The organism is Nonomuraea sp. NPDC049607, assembly GCF_040675375.1.
Taxonomy (GTDB): Bacteria; Actinomycetota; Actinomycetes; order Streptosporangiales; family Streptosporangiaceae; genus Nonomuraea.
This window is the reverse complement of the sequence record NZ_JBFAOV010000004.1, coordinates 292,828-306,781: the sequence shown is the minus strand read 5'-3', so window position 1 is coordinate 306,781 and position 13,954 is coordinate 292,828. Positions and strand designations below refer to the sequence as shown.

At 73.1% G+C, this 13,954-nt stretch carries 13 protein-coding genes; 4 read left to right on the top strand and 9 right to left on the bottom strand.

Going from position 1 to position 13,954, the window contains the following annotated elements:
- Window positions 1-32 precede the first annotated feature (32 nt).
- Window positions 33-827 carry an SDR family oxidoreductase gene (locus AB0J97_RS11350; RefSeq protein ID WP_364087150.1) on the top strand — a complete coding sequence of 265 codons (795 nt, stop codon included), beginning with the start codon at window positions 33-35 and terminating at the stop codon, window positions 825-827.
- A 106-nt stretch (window positions 828-933) separates the two neighbouring features.
- Here AB0J97_RS11350 and AB0J97_RS11345 read toward each other — a convergent pair whose 3' ends face one another.
- The 6 genes from AB0J97_RS11345 to AB0J97_RS11320 all read right to left on the bottom strand — a co-directional run bounded on the left by AB0J97_RS11345 (window position 934) and on the right by AB0J97_RS11320 (window position 6,646).
- Complete coding sequence (locus tag AB0J97_RS11345) at window positions 934-1,461, bottom strand: NAD(P)H-dependent oxidoreductase (RefSeq protein WP_364087148.1); 528 nt, start codon at window positions 1,459-1,461, stop codon at window positions 934-936.
- The gene (locus AB0J97_RS11340) at window positions 1,458-2,789 is read right to left on the bottom strand and encodes an LLM class flavin-dependent oxidoreductase (RefSeq protein WP_364087146.1); all 1,332 of its coding nucleotides are present in this window, start codon (window positions 2,787-2,789) and stop codon (window positions 1,458-1,460) included. The genes AB0J97_RS11345 and AB0J97_RS11340 overlap by 4 nt, the downstream gene beginning before the upstream one ends.
- Window positions 2,786-3,733: an ABC transporter permease gene (locus tag AB0J97_RS11335; RefSeq protein WP_357693661.1), complete on the bottom strand. Its 948-nt coding sequence runs from the start codon at window positions 3,731-3,733 to the stop codon at window positions 2,786-2,788. The genes AB0J97_RS11340 and AB0J97_RS11335 overlap by 4 nt, the downstream gene beginning before the upstream one ends.
- Window positions 3,726-4,562: an ABC transporter ATP-binding protein gene (locus AB0J97_RS11330; RefSeq protein ID WP_364087143.1), complete on the bottom strand. Its 837-nt coding sequence runs from the start codon at window positions 4,560-4,562 to the stop codon at window positions 3,726-3,728. Before AB0J97_RS11330 ends, AB0J97_RS11335 begins: the two co-directional genes overlap by 8 nt.
- Entirely contained in the window at window positions 4,559-5,578 is a 1,020-nt protein-coding gene (locus AB0J97_RS11325) for an ABC transporter substrate-binding protein (protein WP_364087141.1), read from the bottom strand. The genes AB0J97_RS11330 and AB0J97_RS11325 overlap by 4 nt, the downstream gene beginning before the upstream one ends.
- A 201-nt stretch (window positions 5,579-5,779) precedes the next feature.
- Window positions 5,780-6,646 (bottom strand): fumarylacetoacetate hydrolase family protein, encoded by an 867-nt coding sequence (locus tag AB0J97_RS11320; protein WP_364087139.1) that lies wholly within the window; start codon window positions 6,644-6,646, stop codon window positions 5,780-5,782.
- 294 nt (window positions 6,647-6,940) lie between these two features.
- Between AB0J97_RS11320 and AB0J97_RS11315 the strand changes: the two genes are divergently transcribed.
- Window positions 6,941-7,138 (top strand): hypothetical protein, encoded by a 198-nt coding sequence (locus tag AB0J97_RS11315; protein WP_364087137.1) that lies wholly within the window; start codon window positions 6,941-6,943, stop codon window positions 7,136-7,138.
- A gap of 117 nt (window positions 7,139-7,255) precedes the next feature.
- Window positions 7,256-10,528, top strand: coding sequence for a glucodextranase DOMON-like domain-containing protein (locus tag AB0J97_RS11310; protein ID WP_364087135.1), 3,273 nt, complete (start codon window positions 7,256-7,258; stop codon window positions 10,526-10,528).
- Between the two features lie 46 nt (window positions 10,529-10,574).
- Here the strand turns inward: AB0J97_RS11310 and AB0J97_RS11305 are convergent, their stop codons facing one another.
- A complete protein-coding gene (locus AB0J97_RS11305) occupies window positions 10,575-11,270 on the bottom strand; it encodes a hypothetical protein (protein WP_357693673.1) in 696 nt (231 codons plus the stop codon).
- An 81-nt stretch (window positions 11,271-11,351) separates the two neighbouring features.
- Window positions 11,352-12,530 carry an Ig-like domain-containing protein gene (locus AB0J97_RS11300; protein ID WP_364087132.1) on the bottom strand — a complete coding sequence of 393 codons (1,179 nt, stop codon included), beginning with the start codon at window positions 12,528-12,530 and terminating at the stop codon, window positions 11,352-11,354.
- Between the two features lie 262 nt (window positions 12,531-12,792).
- On the opposite strand from AB0J97_RS11300, the gene AB0J97_RS11295 reads away from it, so the two are divergent.
- Window positions 12,793-13,602: a polysaccharide deacetylase family protein gene (locus tag AB0J97_RS11295; RefSeq protein ID WP_364087130.1), complete on the top strand. Its 810-nt coding sequence runs from the start codon at window positions 12,793-12,795 to the stop codon at window positions 13,600-13,602.
- On the opposite strand, the gene AB0J97_RS11290 is transcribed toward AB0J97_RS11295, so the two are convergent.
- Window positions 13,560-13,895: a hypothetical protein gene (locus tag AB0J97_RS11290; RefSeq protein WP_364087128.1), complete on the bottom strand. Its 336-nt coding sequence runs from the start codon at window positions 13,893-13,895 to the stop codon at window positions 13,560-13,562. The two genes, AB0J97_RS11295 and AB0J97_RS11290, sit on opposite strands and share 43 nt — an antisense overlap.
- Between the last annotated feature and the right edge of the window lie 59 nt (window positions 13,896-13,954).

Sequence of the window (13,954 nt, the reverse complement as noted above, 5' to 3'; positions counted from 1 at the left end):
GTCAGGCGGCGGGGGTCGGGCAGGGGGATGGCATGACCGACAGTTACGACCGGGTCGCCGTCGTCACGGGCGCCGACTCCGGTATCGGCAAGGCCACCGCCGTGCTGCTCGCCGAGCACGGGTTCGACGTGGGGATCACCTACCACGAGGACGAGGAGGGCGCGTGGGAGACCGCCGCGCTGGTGCGGGAGGCGGGCAAGGCGGCGGCCGTGCGCCGCCACGACCTGACCGACCCGGTACGGGCCGCGCACGTCGTCGACGAGCTGGCCGGGGAACTGGGCGGGATCGGCGTGCTGGTCAACAACGCCGGCACGGGGTCGTCGGAGCCGTTGCTCGGCATGGACTACGAGCGCTGGCGTTCGGTGTTGTCGGTGGACCTGGACGGGCCGTTCCTGTGCGCGCAGCGGGCGGCCCGGCGGATGGCGACCGAGGGGCGCGGCGGCCGGATCGTGAACGTCACCAGCGTGCACGAGGAGTACCCGAGGGTGGGGGCGGGGCCGTACTGCGCGGCCAAGGGCGGGCTGAAGCTGCTCAGCCGGGTGCTGGCGCTGGAGCTGGCCGTGTACGGCATCACGGTCAACACCGTCGCGCCCGGCGAGATCGCCACCCCGATGACCGGGCAGGAGGACCGGGTGCCGCGGGCCGGGAGCCGTCCTGGGTACCCGATCCCGCGGCCGGGCGACGCCCGCGAGGTGGCCGCGGTCATCGCCTTCATCGCCTCGCCGGCCGCCTCGTACATGACGGGCTCGTCGGTGTTCGTGGACGGCGGGATGGTCACGATGGGACCGCAGGCGGCGGGGGCGCTCCAGTCCGGCGACTGGCGTTGACCCCGCGCCCCCGCCCGCTCGGTGAGGCCCGCTGAGAAGGCCCGCTGAAGAAGGCCCGGTCAGGAGGCCGGTCGGGGAGGCCCGCTCCCCGGAGAGCCGCCCGGTCTCAGGCGGTGGCCGGGTGGCCGACCGCGAGGGCCGCGGCCACCTGCGGCGCGACGCGGTCCGCCCAGCGGCTCAGGATCTCCTCCAGCTCGGGCAGCCGCGACTCCAGCACGGCCAGCCCCGGCGTCGGCACGGTCGCGCCGAGCTCCACCAGCAGGGGCCGCAGGTGCACCTCGACCGCCAGCGCGTGCTTCGGGTCGCCCATGACCAGCAGCGGCAGCGCCGCCACCCCGGCCAGCGCCTCCGGCCGCAACCGGTCGAGGAACGCCTTCAGCAGCCCGGTGTACGTCCCCTTGTACGTGGGGCTGGCCACCACCAGCACCCTCGCCTCGGTCACCAGCTCCAGCGCCACCTCGACGCCGGGCGCGGGCCCGGGGGCGAGCAGGTGCGGCCCGAGCGCCGACAGGTCGACCACGTCGTGCGCGCCCGGGAGGCCGAGCCGCCGCGCGACGGCCTCGGCCGCCTCGACCGCCACGGTCCTCGTCCTGGAGCCTTCGCGGGGGTTGCCGACCAGCGCCACGACGCTCATCCGGCCACCGCCGCTGCCAGCCTGGCGGCGTACCGGGAGGCGGGCCGGGTCAGGCCGTAGTTGTCGCGGAGGGTGCGGCCCTCGTACTCGTACCGGAACAGGCCCCTGATCTGCAGCTCCGGCACGACGTGGTCGACGAAGTCGGACAGGCCCGACGGGAGCAGCGGCGGCATGATGTTGAAGCCGTCGGCCGCCCCGGTGAAGAACCATTCCTGGAGCTGGTCGGCGATCTGCTCGGGCGTCCCGGCGACCACGCGGTGGCCGCGGCCGCCGGCCAGCCGGTTGAGCAGTTGCCGGACCGTCAGGCGCTCCCGCTTGGCCAGGTCGATGACGAGCTTGCGCCGGCTCTGCGCGCCCTCGGTCTCGACGGGCACGTCCGGCAGCGGCAGGTCGAGGTCGTCCTCGGTCAGGTCGATGCCGGTCATGTGGGAGAGCTGGGCCAGGCCGTAGGCGGGGATGATCAGGTCTTCGAGCTCCTTCTCCAGGTGCAGCGCCTCCCGTTCGGTCGAGCCGATGATCGGCGAGATGCCGGGCAGGACGAGCAGGTCGTCCGGCTGCCTGCCGTGGGCGGCCACCCGCCGCTTGATGTCGCTGTAGAACTCCTGGCCCTCCTCCAGGGTCTGCTGGGCGGTGAAGACGGCCTCGGCGTGCCGGGCGGCGAACTCCCTGCCGTCCTCCGACGACCCGGCCTGCACCAGCAGCGGACGTCCCTGCGGCGAGCGCGAGGTGTTCAGCGGTCCCCTGACGGCGAAGTGGCGCCCGATGTGCTCGATGGGATGGATCTTGCCGGTGTCGGCGTAGAGGCCGCCGGCGCGATCGCCCAGGACGGCGTCGTCCTCCCAGCTGTCCCAGAGCTTGCCGACGACCTCCAGGAACTCGTCCGCCCTGGCGTAGCGGGCGGAGTGCGCGGGGCGTTCGACGCCGAAGTTGAGCGCCTCGGCCTCGCTGGCGGAGGTGACGATGTTCCAGCCGGCCCGGCCGCCGCTGATGTGGTCGAGGGAGGCGAACTTGCGCGCCACGTGGAAGGGCTCGTTGTACGTCGTGGAGACGGTCGCGATCAGGCCGATGTGGTCGGTCACCGAGGCGAGGGCGGCCAGCAGCGTGAGCGGTTCGAGCCCGCCGAGCGCGTTGTGCCGGACGTTGCCCTGCAGGGCCACGCCGTCGGCGAGGAAGAGCGAGTCGAGCTTGCCGCGCTCGGCGATCCTGGCCAGCTCCTGGTAGTGGCGGACGTCGGTCAGGCGGCTCGGCTCGGTGCGCGGGTGCCGCCAGGCCGCCTCGTGGTGGCCGACGCCCATGAGGAAGGCGTTCAGGTGGAGCTTTCTCGTCACGTGGTCCTCCAGGTGGAGAAGCGGCGCTCGACGCCGATCAGGAGCAGGTTGAACAGCAGGCCGACCACGGAGATCGTGATGATGCCGGCGTACATGTCGGGGATGCGGAAGCTGGACTGGGCGTCGAGGATGAGGTAGCCGAGCCCGGCCTTGGCGCCGACCATCTCGGCGAACAGCAGGACGAGGATCGAGTACGCGCCCGCCAGCCGTACGCCCGTGAAGATGGTGGGGACGGCGGCCGGCAGGATCACCTTCTGGAACAGCCGCACCGGGCCGAGCCCCATCGACCGGGCCGACTTGATCAGCAGGGGCTCGACAGTCTTCACGCCGCTGATGGTGTTGAGCAGGATGGGCCAGGAGCAGGCGTACAGGACGAACGCCACCTTCGTCGTCTCGCCGATGCCGAGGATGAGCGTGAAGACCGGCAGCAGCGCGACCGCGGAGGTGTTGCGGAACACCTCCAGCAGCGGGGTCAGGAAGTCGGCGACCGGCTTGTACCAGCCGATCAGCAGCCCGAGCGGGATGGCCAGCACGATCGCCAGCCCGAACCCGGACAGCGAGCGCGCCAGCGACGCCTCCAGGTGCTCGGGCAGGCGGCCCGTGAGCAGCAGGTCCGCGCCGGCGGCCAGGCTCTCGGAGAGCGGGGGCACGAACACGGGGTCCACCACGCCGAGGCGGGGCAGCACCTCCCAGGCGGCCAGGAGCAGCAGGATCGCGGCCGAGTTCCGTCCCGCCCGCCGCGCCAGCCCGCCCGCGCGGCTCCGCGCCGCCTTCCGGCTCGCTCTCGCCGGGGCCGGGTTCCGGCTCTCCCCCTCGGTGGGCCGGACCGGGACGGCGGGCTCCTTCCCTGAGGTGGGAACGGGCTCCGGCTCGTCGTCGGGGAGGTCGTACCAGTGGACGTCGCCCTCGGGGCGGGTCCGCTCGTCGGCGCGCGCGTCAGTCATGCCGGATCGCCGCCGTCCGCTCCTGCACCTGCGCCGCGGCGACCTCGTCGCGCAGCAGCCCCCACACGTGGTGCCGGTACTCGCCGAAGCGCGGGTGTGCCCGCAGGTCGCCCTCGCGCGAGTCGAACTCCACCTCGATGATCTCCTTGATCCGGCCGGGCCTTGAGGTCATCACGGCGACCCGCTGCCCCAGGTAGACGGCCTCGTCGATGCCGTGCGTGATGAAGACGACGGTCTTGCGGGTGTGCTGCCAGATGCGCAGCAGCTCCTCCTGGAGGGACTCGCGGGTCTGGGCGTCGAGCGCGGCGAACGGCTCGTCCATCAGCAGGACGTCGGGGTCGAAGGCCAGGCTGCGGGCGATGGCGACGCGCTGGCGCATGCCGCCCGACAGCTCGTGCGGGTAGCGGTCCTCGAAGCCGGACAGGCCGACCAGTTCGAGGTGCCGCCGCGCCCGTTCCGTACGCTCGGCCCTGGGCACGCCCTTGGCCTCCAGCCCGAACGCGACGTTGGCCAGCGCGGTCCGCCACGGGAACAGCGCGTACTGCTGGAAGACGATCCCCCGGTCGAGGCCGGGCCCGGTGACCGGCGCGCCGTTGACCACGATCTCGCCCGTCGTCGGCGCGGTCAGCCCGGCGACCAGGTCGAGGAGGGTGGACTTGCCGCAGCCGCTCGGCCCGACGAGCGTGAGGAACTCCCCTTCGCGGACGTCGAGGTCGATCCCGGACAGGGCGGTGAACGGCTCCTCCGCGTCCCTGACCGTGAACTCCTTGCCGACGTTCCGGATGCCGATCTTCGTACGGACGCCGGTCTCGCTGATCGTGGCGGTCATGAGCCGCTCCCGTTCGCGTAGGGGTTGAACTCGTTGGTGTAGAGGTCGGTGGCCTTGACCTGGCCCGGACGGAGCTCGCCCTCGCGCTGGAGCCAGTCGATCCACCGCTGGAACTCCCGGCTGTCGATCACCCCGCCCCTGCCCGCGATGCCGGTGCTCTTCCAGAGCTTGACGACGTCGGTGCTCTCGTTGCGCCCGCGCTTGGCGATGATCTGCTCGAACGTGGCGACGACCTCCTCGCGCGGCCGGGTCTGCGCCCAGGCGATGGCCTTGGCGAAGCCGGCGACGAAGGTCCTGACGGTGCCGGGGTTCCTGGCGATGAAGTCCTCGCGCAGCACGACGGACCCGGCCGTGAACGGCCCGAACAGCTCGACGTCGGTGAACAGCGGACGCAGCCCGCCGCGTTCGAGCGCCTTGTCCTTGAGCACGGCGCCGAGCGTGCCGACGTCGAGCTGCCCCTGCCGCAGCGCCTGCTCGGTGTTGACCGGCGGGATCACCACGAGCTGGACCTGCTCGATCTCGGCCGGGGTCAGGCCCTGGCGCTTGAGGTACTCCTTGATGACGGCCTCGTGGTGGGCGCCGAGGGTGTTGACGCCGATCTTCTTGCCGATGAGGTCGCGGGCGGTTCTGATGGGGCTGTCGTCCTTGACGTAGTAGCCGTTGAACGACTTCTCGTCGGAGCCGTAGTAGCCGATCACCGCCTTGATCGGGGCCTTGGCCGCCTTGAGCTTGATGACCGCGCCGTCGAAGGCGCCGCCGAAGTCGGTCTGGCCGGTGGCCGCGGACTGGATGTCCTGCGGCCCTGAGGTGGTGTTGCCCACCCACTTGAGCTTGACGTCGCCGAGGTAGCCGAGCTCCGCGGCCAGTTCGGGGAAGGTGACGTTGCCCGCGCTGCCCTGGTAGCGGAGCTCCTTCACCTCCGGTTCGCCGGGTTTCGCCGAGCCCTCGGCCGCGCCGCAGCCGACCGTCACGGTCGCGAGCAGCACGGCGAGGAGTGCACGTCTGATGTCGATCACGATGAGTTCCTCTGGGGAGAACTGCGCAGGGGGTAGGGAGGTCTGCCGGAGGTACGTGATCAGCGACACTGAGCGCTGGCGACGTGGCCGTAGTCCACGTGCGGGCGCCGGGTCAGGTACAGGCCCTGGCTCATGCGTACGAAGCTACGGAACCCCCGCAGCCAAGTCAACATTTCCTACTGGATTTACATGAAAAGCCTTTCAGCGCATCGCGTCCAGGCCCTCGACCACCGTGCTGGTCAGCGTTCCGACCTCGGCGATCCCGATGGAGACGACGTCGCCGTGCCGCAGCGTGAAGGGCAGGTCGGGCACCAGGCTCGTGCCGGTGGACAGCACCGCCCCGTCGGGGAAGACGTCGGCGCGGAAGAGGTGGGCGACCAGGTCGTCCAGGCGCCGGTGCAGCCCGGACGTGGACGCCTCGCCGTCCCACACCGTACGGCCCCGCCTGGAGATGGCCATCGTGATGCCCAGCGCGTACGGGTCGGCCACCTCCCACACGGGCCTGATCGCCGGGCCGACGGCGCACGCGCCCAGGTAGATCTTGGCCTGGGGCAGGTAGAGCGGGTTGGCGCCCTCGATCGTGCGCGAGCTGACGTCGTCGACGACCGTGTAACCGGCGACCTCGCCGGCCGCGTTGAGCACCAGGCCCAGCTCCGGCTCGGGCACGTCGATCTCCGAGTCGGCGCGTACCGCGATCCGGCCGCCGTGCCCGGACACCTTCCAGGCCACGGACTTGAAGAACAGCTCGGGGCGTTCGGCGTCGTAGACGAGCTCGTACACGTCGGCCGCCCGCTCGCTCTCGGTCACCCGGGCCTCCCGCGACCGCCGGTAGGTGACCCCGGCGGCCCACACCTCCATCCGGCCGTCCACGGGGGCCAGCGGGCGCACGTCCGCCGACCTGTGCCGGGGACCGCCGGGGGCGGCACATCGTTCCCGCAGCTCGGCGACGGGCAGCCGGAGCAGCTCGCCCACCCCGCCCACCCCGTCGAGCTCCGCCACCTGTTCCCCGTCGTCGACGCCGACCGCGTCGAGACGGGTCACCGGGCTGTTGAACCGCACGATGCGCATGATCCGCTCCTGCTCTCGTCCGTCGGGGGCACGATCACCCTACGGCCGGTCGCGGCGCGGGCCATGCCGGATGGGAATGCCTTCTCCCGAAGGGGAACGACAGGGATGAAAGACCTGGTCAGCGCGGTTCCGCCGGGCCCTCCTGGCACGCCGGGCGGCCCGTTCGGGGCGGCGGTGGAGCGGAAGGCCATTGGCGGGCAGGCGAAAGTCCGCCAAGGTGAAACCGGCCCGTCGAGCGACTTCGCCTCGTGCGAGGAACGCCGCGGGCAGGCCGGAGCCGACGAAGGAGCATCCATGACACCGCCGACCGTCACGTGCCCCCAGGACCTTGTCGACCTGTCCGTCCTCGCACCCGCGCGGCTGGAGGGACTCGGGAACTCCGTCATCGCCATGGAGCTGCTCGAACTGCTCGCATCGGCTCCGGAGGAGGACGACCTGTTCGCCGTGTTCGACACCGGCACGCCCGCGCCGCGTCGAGCCGGCGGTCGCTGACCGCGGCACCGGTCCGCCCGTGACGAGGCCGGCCCGGTCACCGGCGTGCTGGGTTGACAGGGCGGGTGGGGCGGTTTTCGCTGCAACCAGACGCCGGAGGGCGGAGGGGAGCTGGTCATGCGTGGTTTCCGGCGGTTCGTCGTCGCCCTGGTCCTGTGCGTGCCGCCGGTCGCCGTCGCGGCCGGGCCCGCCGTCGCCGCCGGCCCCGCGCCCACCGGGCCCGGGGTCGCGTCCCACTTCGGGCTCGCCCGCAAGGACTGCGTCGGGACGGCGGCCGGCCGGACCTCCAAGGTCTGGTACACGGTCGCGGGCGGCGTGTTGTCCGACGTCTACGAGCCCACGATCGACAACACGAACGTCGAGACGATGCAGTTCGTCGTCACCGACGGCGCCACGTTCACCGAGGCGCAGGCCCGCGACACCACCTACCGGGTGGAGACCGGCCGTTCGGGGCTGAGCTGCACCGTCACCTCCACCAGCAGAAGCGGCCGCTACCGGCTGACCACCACCTACGTCACCGACCCGGGGAGCGACGCGGTCGTCGTGCGGACCCGGCTCCAGCCGCCCGGCCTGCGCCTGTACGTCCGGCTGGACGCGAGCGTGAACGGCAACGGCGGCGGCGGCCCGGCCGACGGCGGGGCCGACACCGGCACGGTGGACGCCGCCACCGGCGCGCCCGTGATCTCCGACACCGGCACCGAGACCTCCGCGGCGGAACGCGACTACGCGGTGCCCACCCACCTGGCGCTGCGGGCGGAGCGGCGGCTGCCGCGGGCCGGCGTCGGCTACGCGGGAACGTCCGGCGACGGGCTGGCGCAGCTCGACGCCGACCACGAGCTGACCGCCTACGACAGCGCGCCGCGCGGCAACGTCGTGGCCACCGCCCGGCTGCCGATCGACGCCTCGGGCGCGGTGACGTTCGCGCTGGGCTTCGGGCGCAGCGCCGAGGCCGCGCTGCGGACGGCGGGCGAGGCGGCGGCGCGGCCGTTCGCGTCCACCCTCGCCCGGTTCGAGGCGGGCTGGGCGGCCTACGACGCCGGGCTGCGCCGGCCGCCCGCCGCCCTCGCCGACGCCTACCGGCTGTCGGCGAACGTGCTTAAGGCCAGTGAGGACAAGACCTTCCCCGGCGCGGTCGTCGCCTCGCCGGCGAGCCCGTGGGGCCAGGCGGTCGACGCGGGCGCGCTGCCGGACGGCAAACCGGTCTACTTCGGCTCCTATCGCGAGGTGTTCGCCCGCGACCTGTACGAGGCGTTCACCGGCTTCCTCACCGCCGGCGACCTGGCCACGGCCCGCGCCACCACCCGCTTCCTGCTGGAACGCCAGCAGCTCCCCGACGGCAGGCTGCCGCGCAACTCGCTGCTCAACGGCCGGCTCGCGCCCGACTCCGGCGGCGACCAGCTCGACGAGACTGCCTATCCGATCCTCATGGCCCACCAGTCCGGGCTCGGCGGCGACGCGACCTTGTGGCCGCGCGTACGGGCGGCGGCCGACTTCCTGCTGGCGCACGGGCCCGCGTACGGCGTGGAACGGTGGGAGGAGCAGCCGGGCCACTCGCCGTCCACGATCGCGGCCGAGATCGCCGGGCTGGTCGCGGCGGGCGAGATCGCCGACCGGCAGGGCGACCGGGCCCGCGCCCGGCTCTACCGGGCCACCGCCGACCACTTCGCCCGCTCGGTCAAGGAGTGGACGGTGACCACCACCGGCCCGTACGCCCCCCGCTACTTCCTGCGCCTGTCGCGCGGCGGCGACCCTGACGCGGCCGTCTCCTACGGCCTGGGCAACGGCGGCCCCACCGAGGACCAGCGCCGGGTGGTGGACGCCGGCTTCCTGGAGCTGACCAGGCTCGGCGTCCTGCCCGCGGACGACCCCGACGTGCTGGCCGGCCTCGCGGTCGTGGACCGGGTGATCAGGCGCACGACCGCGAGCGGCCCCGGCTGGTACCGGTACGGCTCGGACACCCCGGGCACCGAGGACGGCTACGGCGACTGCCACGAGCCCGATCCGACCTCGTGCGCGCCGTCCGGCAGGCCGTGGCCGACCGGGAACACCGGCTCGGGCCACGTGTGGCCGGTGCTGGCCGGGGAGCGGGCCGAGCAGGCGCTCCAGACGGGCGACCAGGCCACGGCGGCGTCGCTGCTGGCGGCCATGCGGGCGATGTCGTCGGGGACGGGGCTGGTGCCGGAGCAGGCGTGGGAGAACCCCGGCCTGGGCGCGTCGCCGTACGGGAGCGACCCGGCGACCGCCTCGATCGGCTTCCGCGACGGCGGGCCGGCGGGGTCGGCGTCCCCGCTGACCTGGGCTCAGGCGCAGGAGGTGCGGCTCATTCTGTCGCTCGGCTCCCGCCGTCCGGCCGAGCAGCCCGAGGCGGTGCGCGAGCGGTACGCCGCCCACGGCCTGCCCGCCGCCACCCCGCTCACCCTCACCTCGCCGCCCGCCGGAGGCGGGACGATTGCTGACACCTCAGTCACCGTGAAGGGGACGGCCGCGCCGGGCGCGCTCGTGGACGTCGAGGCCGCGCCCGTGGACGTCGGGGCGCCCGCGCGGGTCGTCTCGGTGCGGGCCGGGGCCGACGGCGCGTTCACGGCCCGGGCTCCGATCGTGTTCGGCGAGGTCGTGCTCACCGTCGCCGCGACCTCGGACGGCCGCACCGGGTACGCCCGGCGCTCGGTCGTCGGCGACATCACCGGCGGCACGACCGTGCTCGACGTCACCGACCCCGAGGGCGACGACGACGGCCCGGGGACCTACGCCTACCCGACGGCGGCCGACTTCCGTCCCGGAGCGTTCGACCTGCGGCGGTTCCAGGTGATCACCGATGCGACCACCGTCTACCTGCGGGCCGGGCTGCGCGACCTGACCCCCACGTTCGGCAACCCGCTCGGCGCGCAGCTCCTCGACGTCTACGTCCAGGATCCGGCCGCCGCCGGACGGTCGGCGCAGGCGGCCTTCCCTCAGCGCAACCACCGGATCGCCGAGGAGGACGCCTGGTCGCAGCGCGTCGAGGCGCAGGGCTTCGCCGCCCCCGTCTGGGTCACCGCGGACGGGCGCGGGCCCGGCGGCGCGGCGGTGCGCGCGTCCGAGGCCACCAGGACGATCACCGTCGCCCTGCCCAAGGCGTCCTTCGGCACGCCGGGGCCGGGGTGGCGGTTCGCGGTCGTGCTGACCGGCCAGGACGGCTACGCCGCCGACCAGGCCAGAGGGTTCGCGGCGACGCCCGAGCCGTACCGGTTCGGGGTGTGCGCCGAGGGCGGCGGCGCGCCACTGTGCGCGGCCGACCCCGGCACGGTGCCCAAGGCACTGGACGTGCTCACCCCGCCCGGGGTGTCCCAGGCCGACGAGCTGAACCCGCTTCCCGGCCCGGTCACCCTCCACGCGGTCGCGGTGCCCTGACCCGCCGACCGGCCACGCGGTCGCCGCGCCCTGCCCCCGTCTCCCATTAGGCGAAGCGTTCGATGGTCACCGGGATCAGGCCCTGCCCGCGGATCGCCTGCCGGTGGTGGTGGAGCAGGGCGCCGATGGCGGCGAGCGGGCCGGCGCTCAGGCGTACGGTGACGTCCAGGCACCAGGCGATGCCGGGGCCGATGCGCCGCAGCTCCCAGGTGAAGGTGTGTCCCGCGGCGGTCCCGGTGGCGGTGCCCGCGATCCTGGCCCGCGGGTTCACCTCCGGCTGCTCCAGGCGCAGGACCGTGCGCACGTTCGCCAGGCCGCGCTCGCCGAGCTCGCCCGCGAACAGGATGCGGTAGCGCCGGGTCTGCGTGGACCGGGAGCCGCCCAGGTCGAGCGGGGCCGCGGCGGGCAGCGCCTGGCGGTACTGGAAGAAGGCCCGCAGCTCGGCCTCCTGCGGCAGCGCGCCCCCGCCGAGCATCGAGTAGGTGTCGCGGGCGTCGCGCCGGGTCACCGGCAGCACCCGCTCGCGCAGCGCGGGCTCGGCGCGGATGGCCCGGCTGGACCCGGGCGACTCACGCCACTCGCCGCAGTCGGAGGTCCATTCCGCGCAGTCGATGCCCGCGGCGGTGTAGTCGTCGCAGAGCACGAACTCCTCGACCAGGATGCCCAGGGGAAGTGTTCCGCGACCGCGGTCTTCGGGGGCGGCGTAGATCAGGTAGTAGTCCAGGGGTACGTCGGCGTCCATTCGCGACATGATCGTGGGACGGACCCGCGCGGGCAAGGCGACATTCTGATGTTCTCGCAGGTCCTGCCGTTAGATGCGGGTCTAGCCGGTAACGGGCTTGCCCGTGGCGCCGCCGGCGAGCCACTCCTCCCACGACTTCGCCCACGGCGTGGGGCCGTTCCCGAACCGCAGTTTGCGCGAGGTGCCCTTGACCTGGATGACGTCGCCGCGCTGGGTGAAGTCGTAGAACCAGCGGGCGTCGGCGGGGCTCGCGTTGACGCAGCCGTGGCTGACGTTGGAGTTGCCCTGCGCGCCGGTGGACCAGGGCGCGGCGTGGAAGAAGGTGCCGCTGTAGGTCATCCGGACGTTCCACTTGGTCTTGATCTTGTACTCGCCCGGCTTCCCGATGGTGGCCGAGTCCATGACGGTCTCCGCCGCCTTCTCCTGGGCGATCATGGTGCCGGAGTAGCTGTCGTCGCCGGGTTTGCCGAGGCTCACGGGGATCGTCCGGACGGTCTTGCCGTCCGCGGTGACGACGGCCCGGTGGCGGTCGGCGTCCACCTTGGTGATGTGCCGCGGGCCGACGGTGAAGGACAGGCTGCGGTCCTTGGTCCCCCACAGGTCCTGGCCCGCGCGCAGCCCGGCCAGGTGGGCGACGACCTTGACCTGCTCGCCGACCGGCCAGTAGTCGCGCGGCCTGAACTGCACCTCCCGGTCGCTCACCCAGCTCCACGCGCCCTCGACCGGCTCGGACATCTTCACGACCAGTGAACGCTCGACCGCCGCGCGGGCCTGCCTGGAGGTGACCGGCTGGGACAGCAGGAGCTGGACCGGCATCCCTACGCCGACCTTCTCGCCGTCCAGCGGCGACATGCCGCTCTGCAGGGTCCGGCCGGGCTTGAGCGTGGTGAAGGACGACTGCCCGGTGACGGCCTTGCCGTCGGTGCCCATGGCCTGCGCGCTCACCGTGTACGACGTCGCCGGCCGCAGCGGCCACCGGGGCCGCCAGGTGCCGTCGGCCGCCGTCGAGCCGGTCACCTGGCGTCCCTTGGCGTCGGCGACGGTCACCTTGGTGACCTTGCCGCCGGTGACCTTGACGCTGATCCCGGTGTCGGGGGCGACCTTCTTCGTGCCGTCGGCGGGGGTGATCGCGAGCCTGGCCACCGGGCCCTGGGCCTGTCCTGGGCCGCCCGGCGGCCGTGCGCCGCCTCCGCCGGAGGCGCATCCGGCGATCAGGAGCGCCGCGAGGGCGAGGGTCGTGCTGGTCCGGCCGTTCCGCATCTCCGATGCCTCCCGTGCCTGACAAGGCGTCGTTTCCACCTTAGGCGGTCGGTGCTGTCACGTCCGGACACTTCTGCCCGTAGGGCATGGGAGAAACCTTCATCCGCAGATGATCGCTCTTGCGAACCTTGCGGGCGGATCTGGTGTCCAACTCTCTGGAACGGTCCTTGTGGGCTGATCTCAGGGGATGACGCACCGGGGGCGGTGCATGAGGGGGAACGCCATGAACAGCGCCATGAGGCCGGGTCTGTCCGGTATCGCAATGGCCACGGCGATGCTGGCCGTCACGACCGCGCTCACGGGGGCCACCCCCGCCGGCCCCACGCCCTCCCCCACGCATCCGACCCCCACGCATCCGACGCCGTCGGCCTCCCCGGAGCCGAAGCCCGACCAGAAGCCGGACCAAGCCGAGCCGTCCGCCGAGCCGTCCGGCAGCCCGGCGGAGAAGGTCGACTGCCGCAAGGTCAAGTGCGTGGCGCTCACCTTCGACGACGGCCCGGGCCCCTACACCGGGACGCTCCTGCGGCACCTGGCGAAGTACCAGGCCCGCGCCACGTTCTTCGTCGTCGGCCGGAACGTCGCCGCCTACCCCGACGTGGTCCGGCGCACGGTCGGGGCCGGGCACGAGCTGGGCAACCACACCTGGTCCCACCCCGACCTGACCCGGCTGACTCCGGCCGCGATCAGGTCCCAGCTCGCCCGCACCGACCGGGCCGTGGAGTCGGCCACGGGCGTCGTGCCCGGCCTGGTACGCCCCCCGTACGGCGCGATGGACCGCGACGTGCGGCGGCAGGCGCGCCGGCCGCTGGTCCTGTGGAGCGTGGACACCCTCGACTGGGCCCACCGCGACAGCGCCAGGGTGGCCCGCGTCGCGCTCAAGCGGGTCCGCCCCGGCAGCGTCATCCTGTTCCACGACATCCATCCGACCACGGTCAAGGCCCTCCCGCGGGTGCTGAAGGGCCTGTCCGCCCGCGGCTACCGCTTCGTCACGGTCGGCGAGCTGTTCGGCGGCCGGCCGCCGAAGGTGGTCTACGACGCACCGGCCCGCCGGCTCTCGGGCGGCCCCAAGTAGCTGGGCAGGCGCCCGCCGGTGTCCACCACGAGCCGTTGCAGGACGACGGTCGGGTCCACCATCCAGAACTTCAGCACGTGCATGCCCGGGGTCGTGACCGTGTGCACGGTGGTGGTCTCGTTGACGTTGTCGGAGGTGTTGCGCTCCCACTGGCGGTTCATGGTCGTGTCGTTCGCGCCGGTCACGGCCGTGATGTCGACCGTCTGGGGCGGCTGGTCGTCGATGGAGACGGCGTACCGGAGCCCGTCGGACGGCAGGAGCAGGAAGCGCGCGAACGGGCTGGATCTTCTCATGTCACGTTCTCCGGGAGGGTGCGGGGACGCGCGAGGAGCCGACCGAAAGTTTCGGATAT

What these genes read in the sequence shown, in the direction of transcription:
- AB0J97_RS11305 (WP_357693673.1), bottom strand. Translation starts at nt 11,270, where the DNA reads ATGGACGCCGACGTACCCCTGGACTACTACCTGATCTACGCCGCCCCC.
- AB0J97_RS11350 (WP_364087150.1), top strand. Translation starts at nt 33, where the DNA reads ATGACCGACAGTTACGACCGGGTCGCCGTCGTCACGGGCGCCGACTCC.
- AB0J97_RS11315 (WP_364087137.1), top strand. Translation starts at nt 6,941, where the DNA reads ATGACACCGCCGACCGTCACGTGCCCCCAGGACCTTGTCGACCTGTCC.
- AB0J97_RS11290 (WP_364087128.1), bottom strand. Translation starts at nt 13,895, where the DNA reads ATGAGAAGATCCAGCCCGTTCGCGCGCTTCCTGCTCCTGCCGTCCGAC.
- AB0J97_RS11330 (WP_364087143.1), bottom strand. Translation starts at nt 4,562, where the DNA reads ATGACCGCCACGATCAGCGAGACCGGCGTCCGTACGAAGATCGGCATC.
- AB0J97_RS11320 (WP_364087139.1), bottom strand. Translation starts at nt 6,646, where the DNA reads ATGCGCATCGTGCGGTTCAACAGCCCGGTGACCCGTCTCGACGCGGTC.
- AB0J97_RS11300 (WP_364087132.1), bottom strand. Translation starts at nt 12,530, where the DNA reads ATGCGGAACGGCCGGACCAGCACGACCCTCGCCCTCGCGGCGCTCCTG.
- AB0J97_RS11345 (WP_364087148.1), bottom strand. Translation starts at nt 1,461, where the DNA reads ATGAGCGTCGTGGCGCTGGTCGGCAACCCCCGCGAAGGCTCCAGGACG.
- AB0J97_RS11295 (WP_364087130.1), top strand. Translation starts at nt 12,793, where the DNA reads ATGGCCACGGCGATGCTGGCCGTCACGACCGCGCTCACGGGGGCCACC.
- AB0J97_RS11310 (WP_364087135.1), top strand. Translation starts at nt 7,256, where the DNA reads ATGCGTGGTTTCCGGCGGTTCGTCGTCGCCCTGGTCCTGTGCGTGCCG.
- AB0J97_RS11335 (WP_357693661.1), bottom strand. Translation starts at nt 3,733, where the DNA reads ATGACTGACGCGCGCGCCGACGAGCGGACCCGCCCCGAGGGCGACGTC.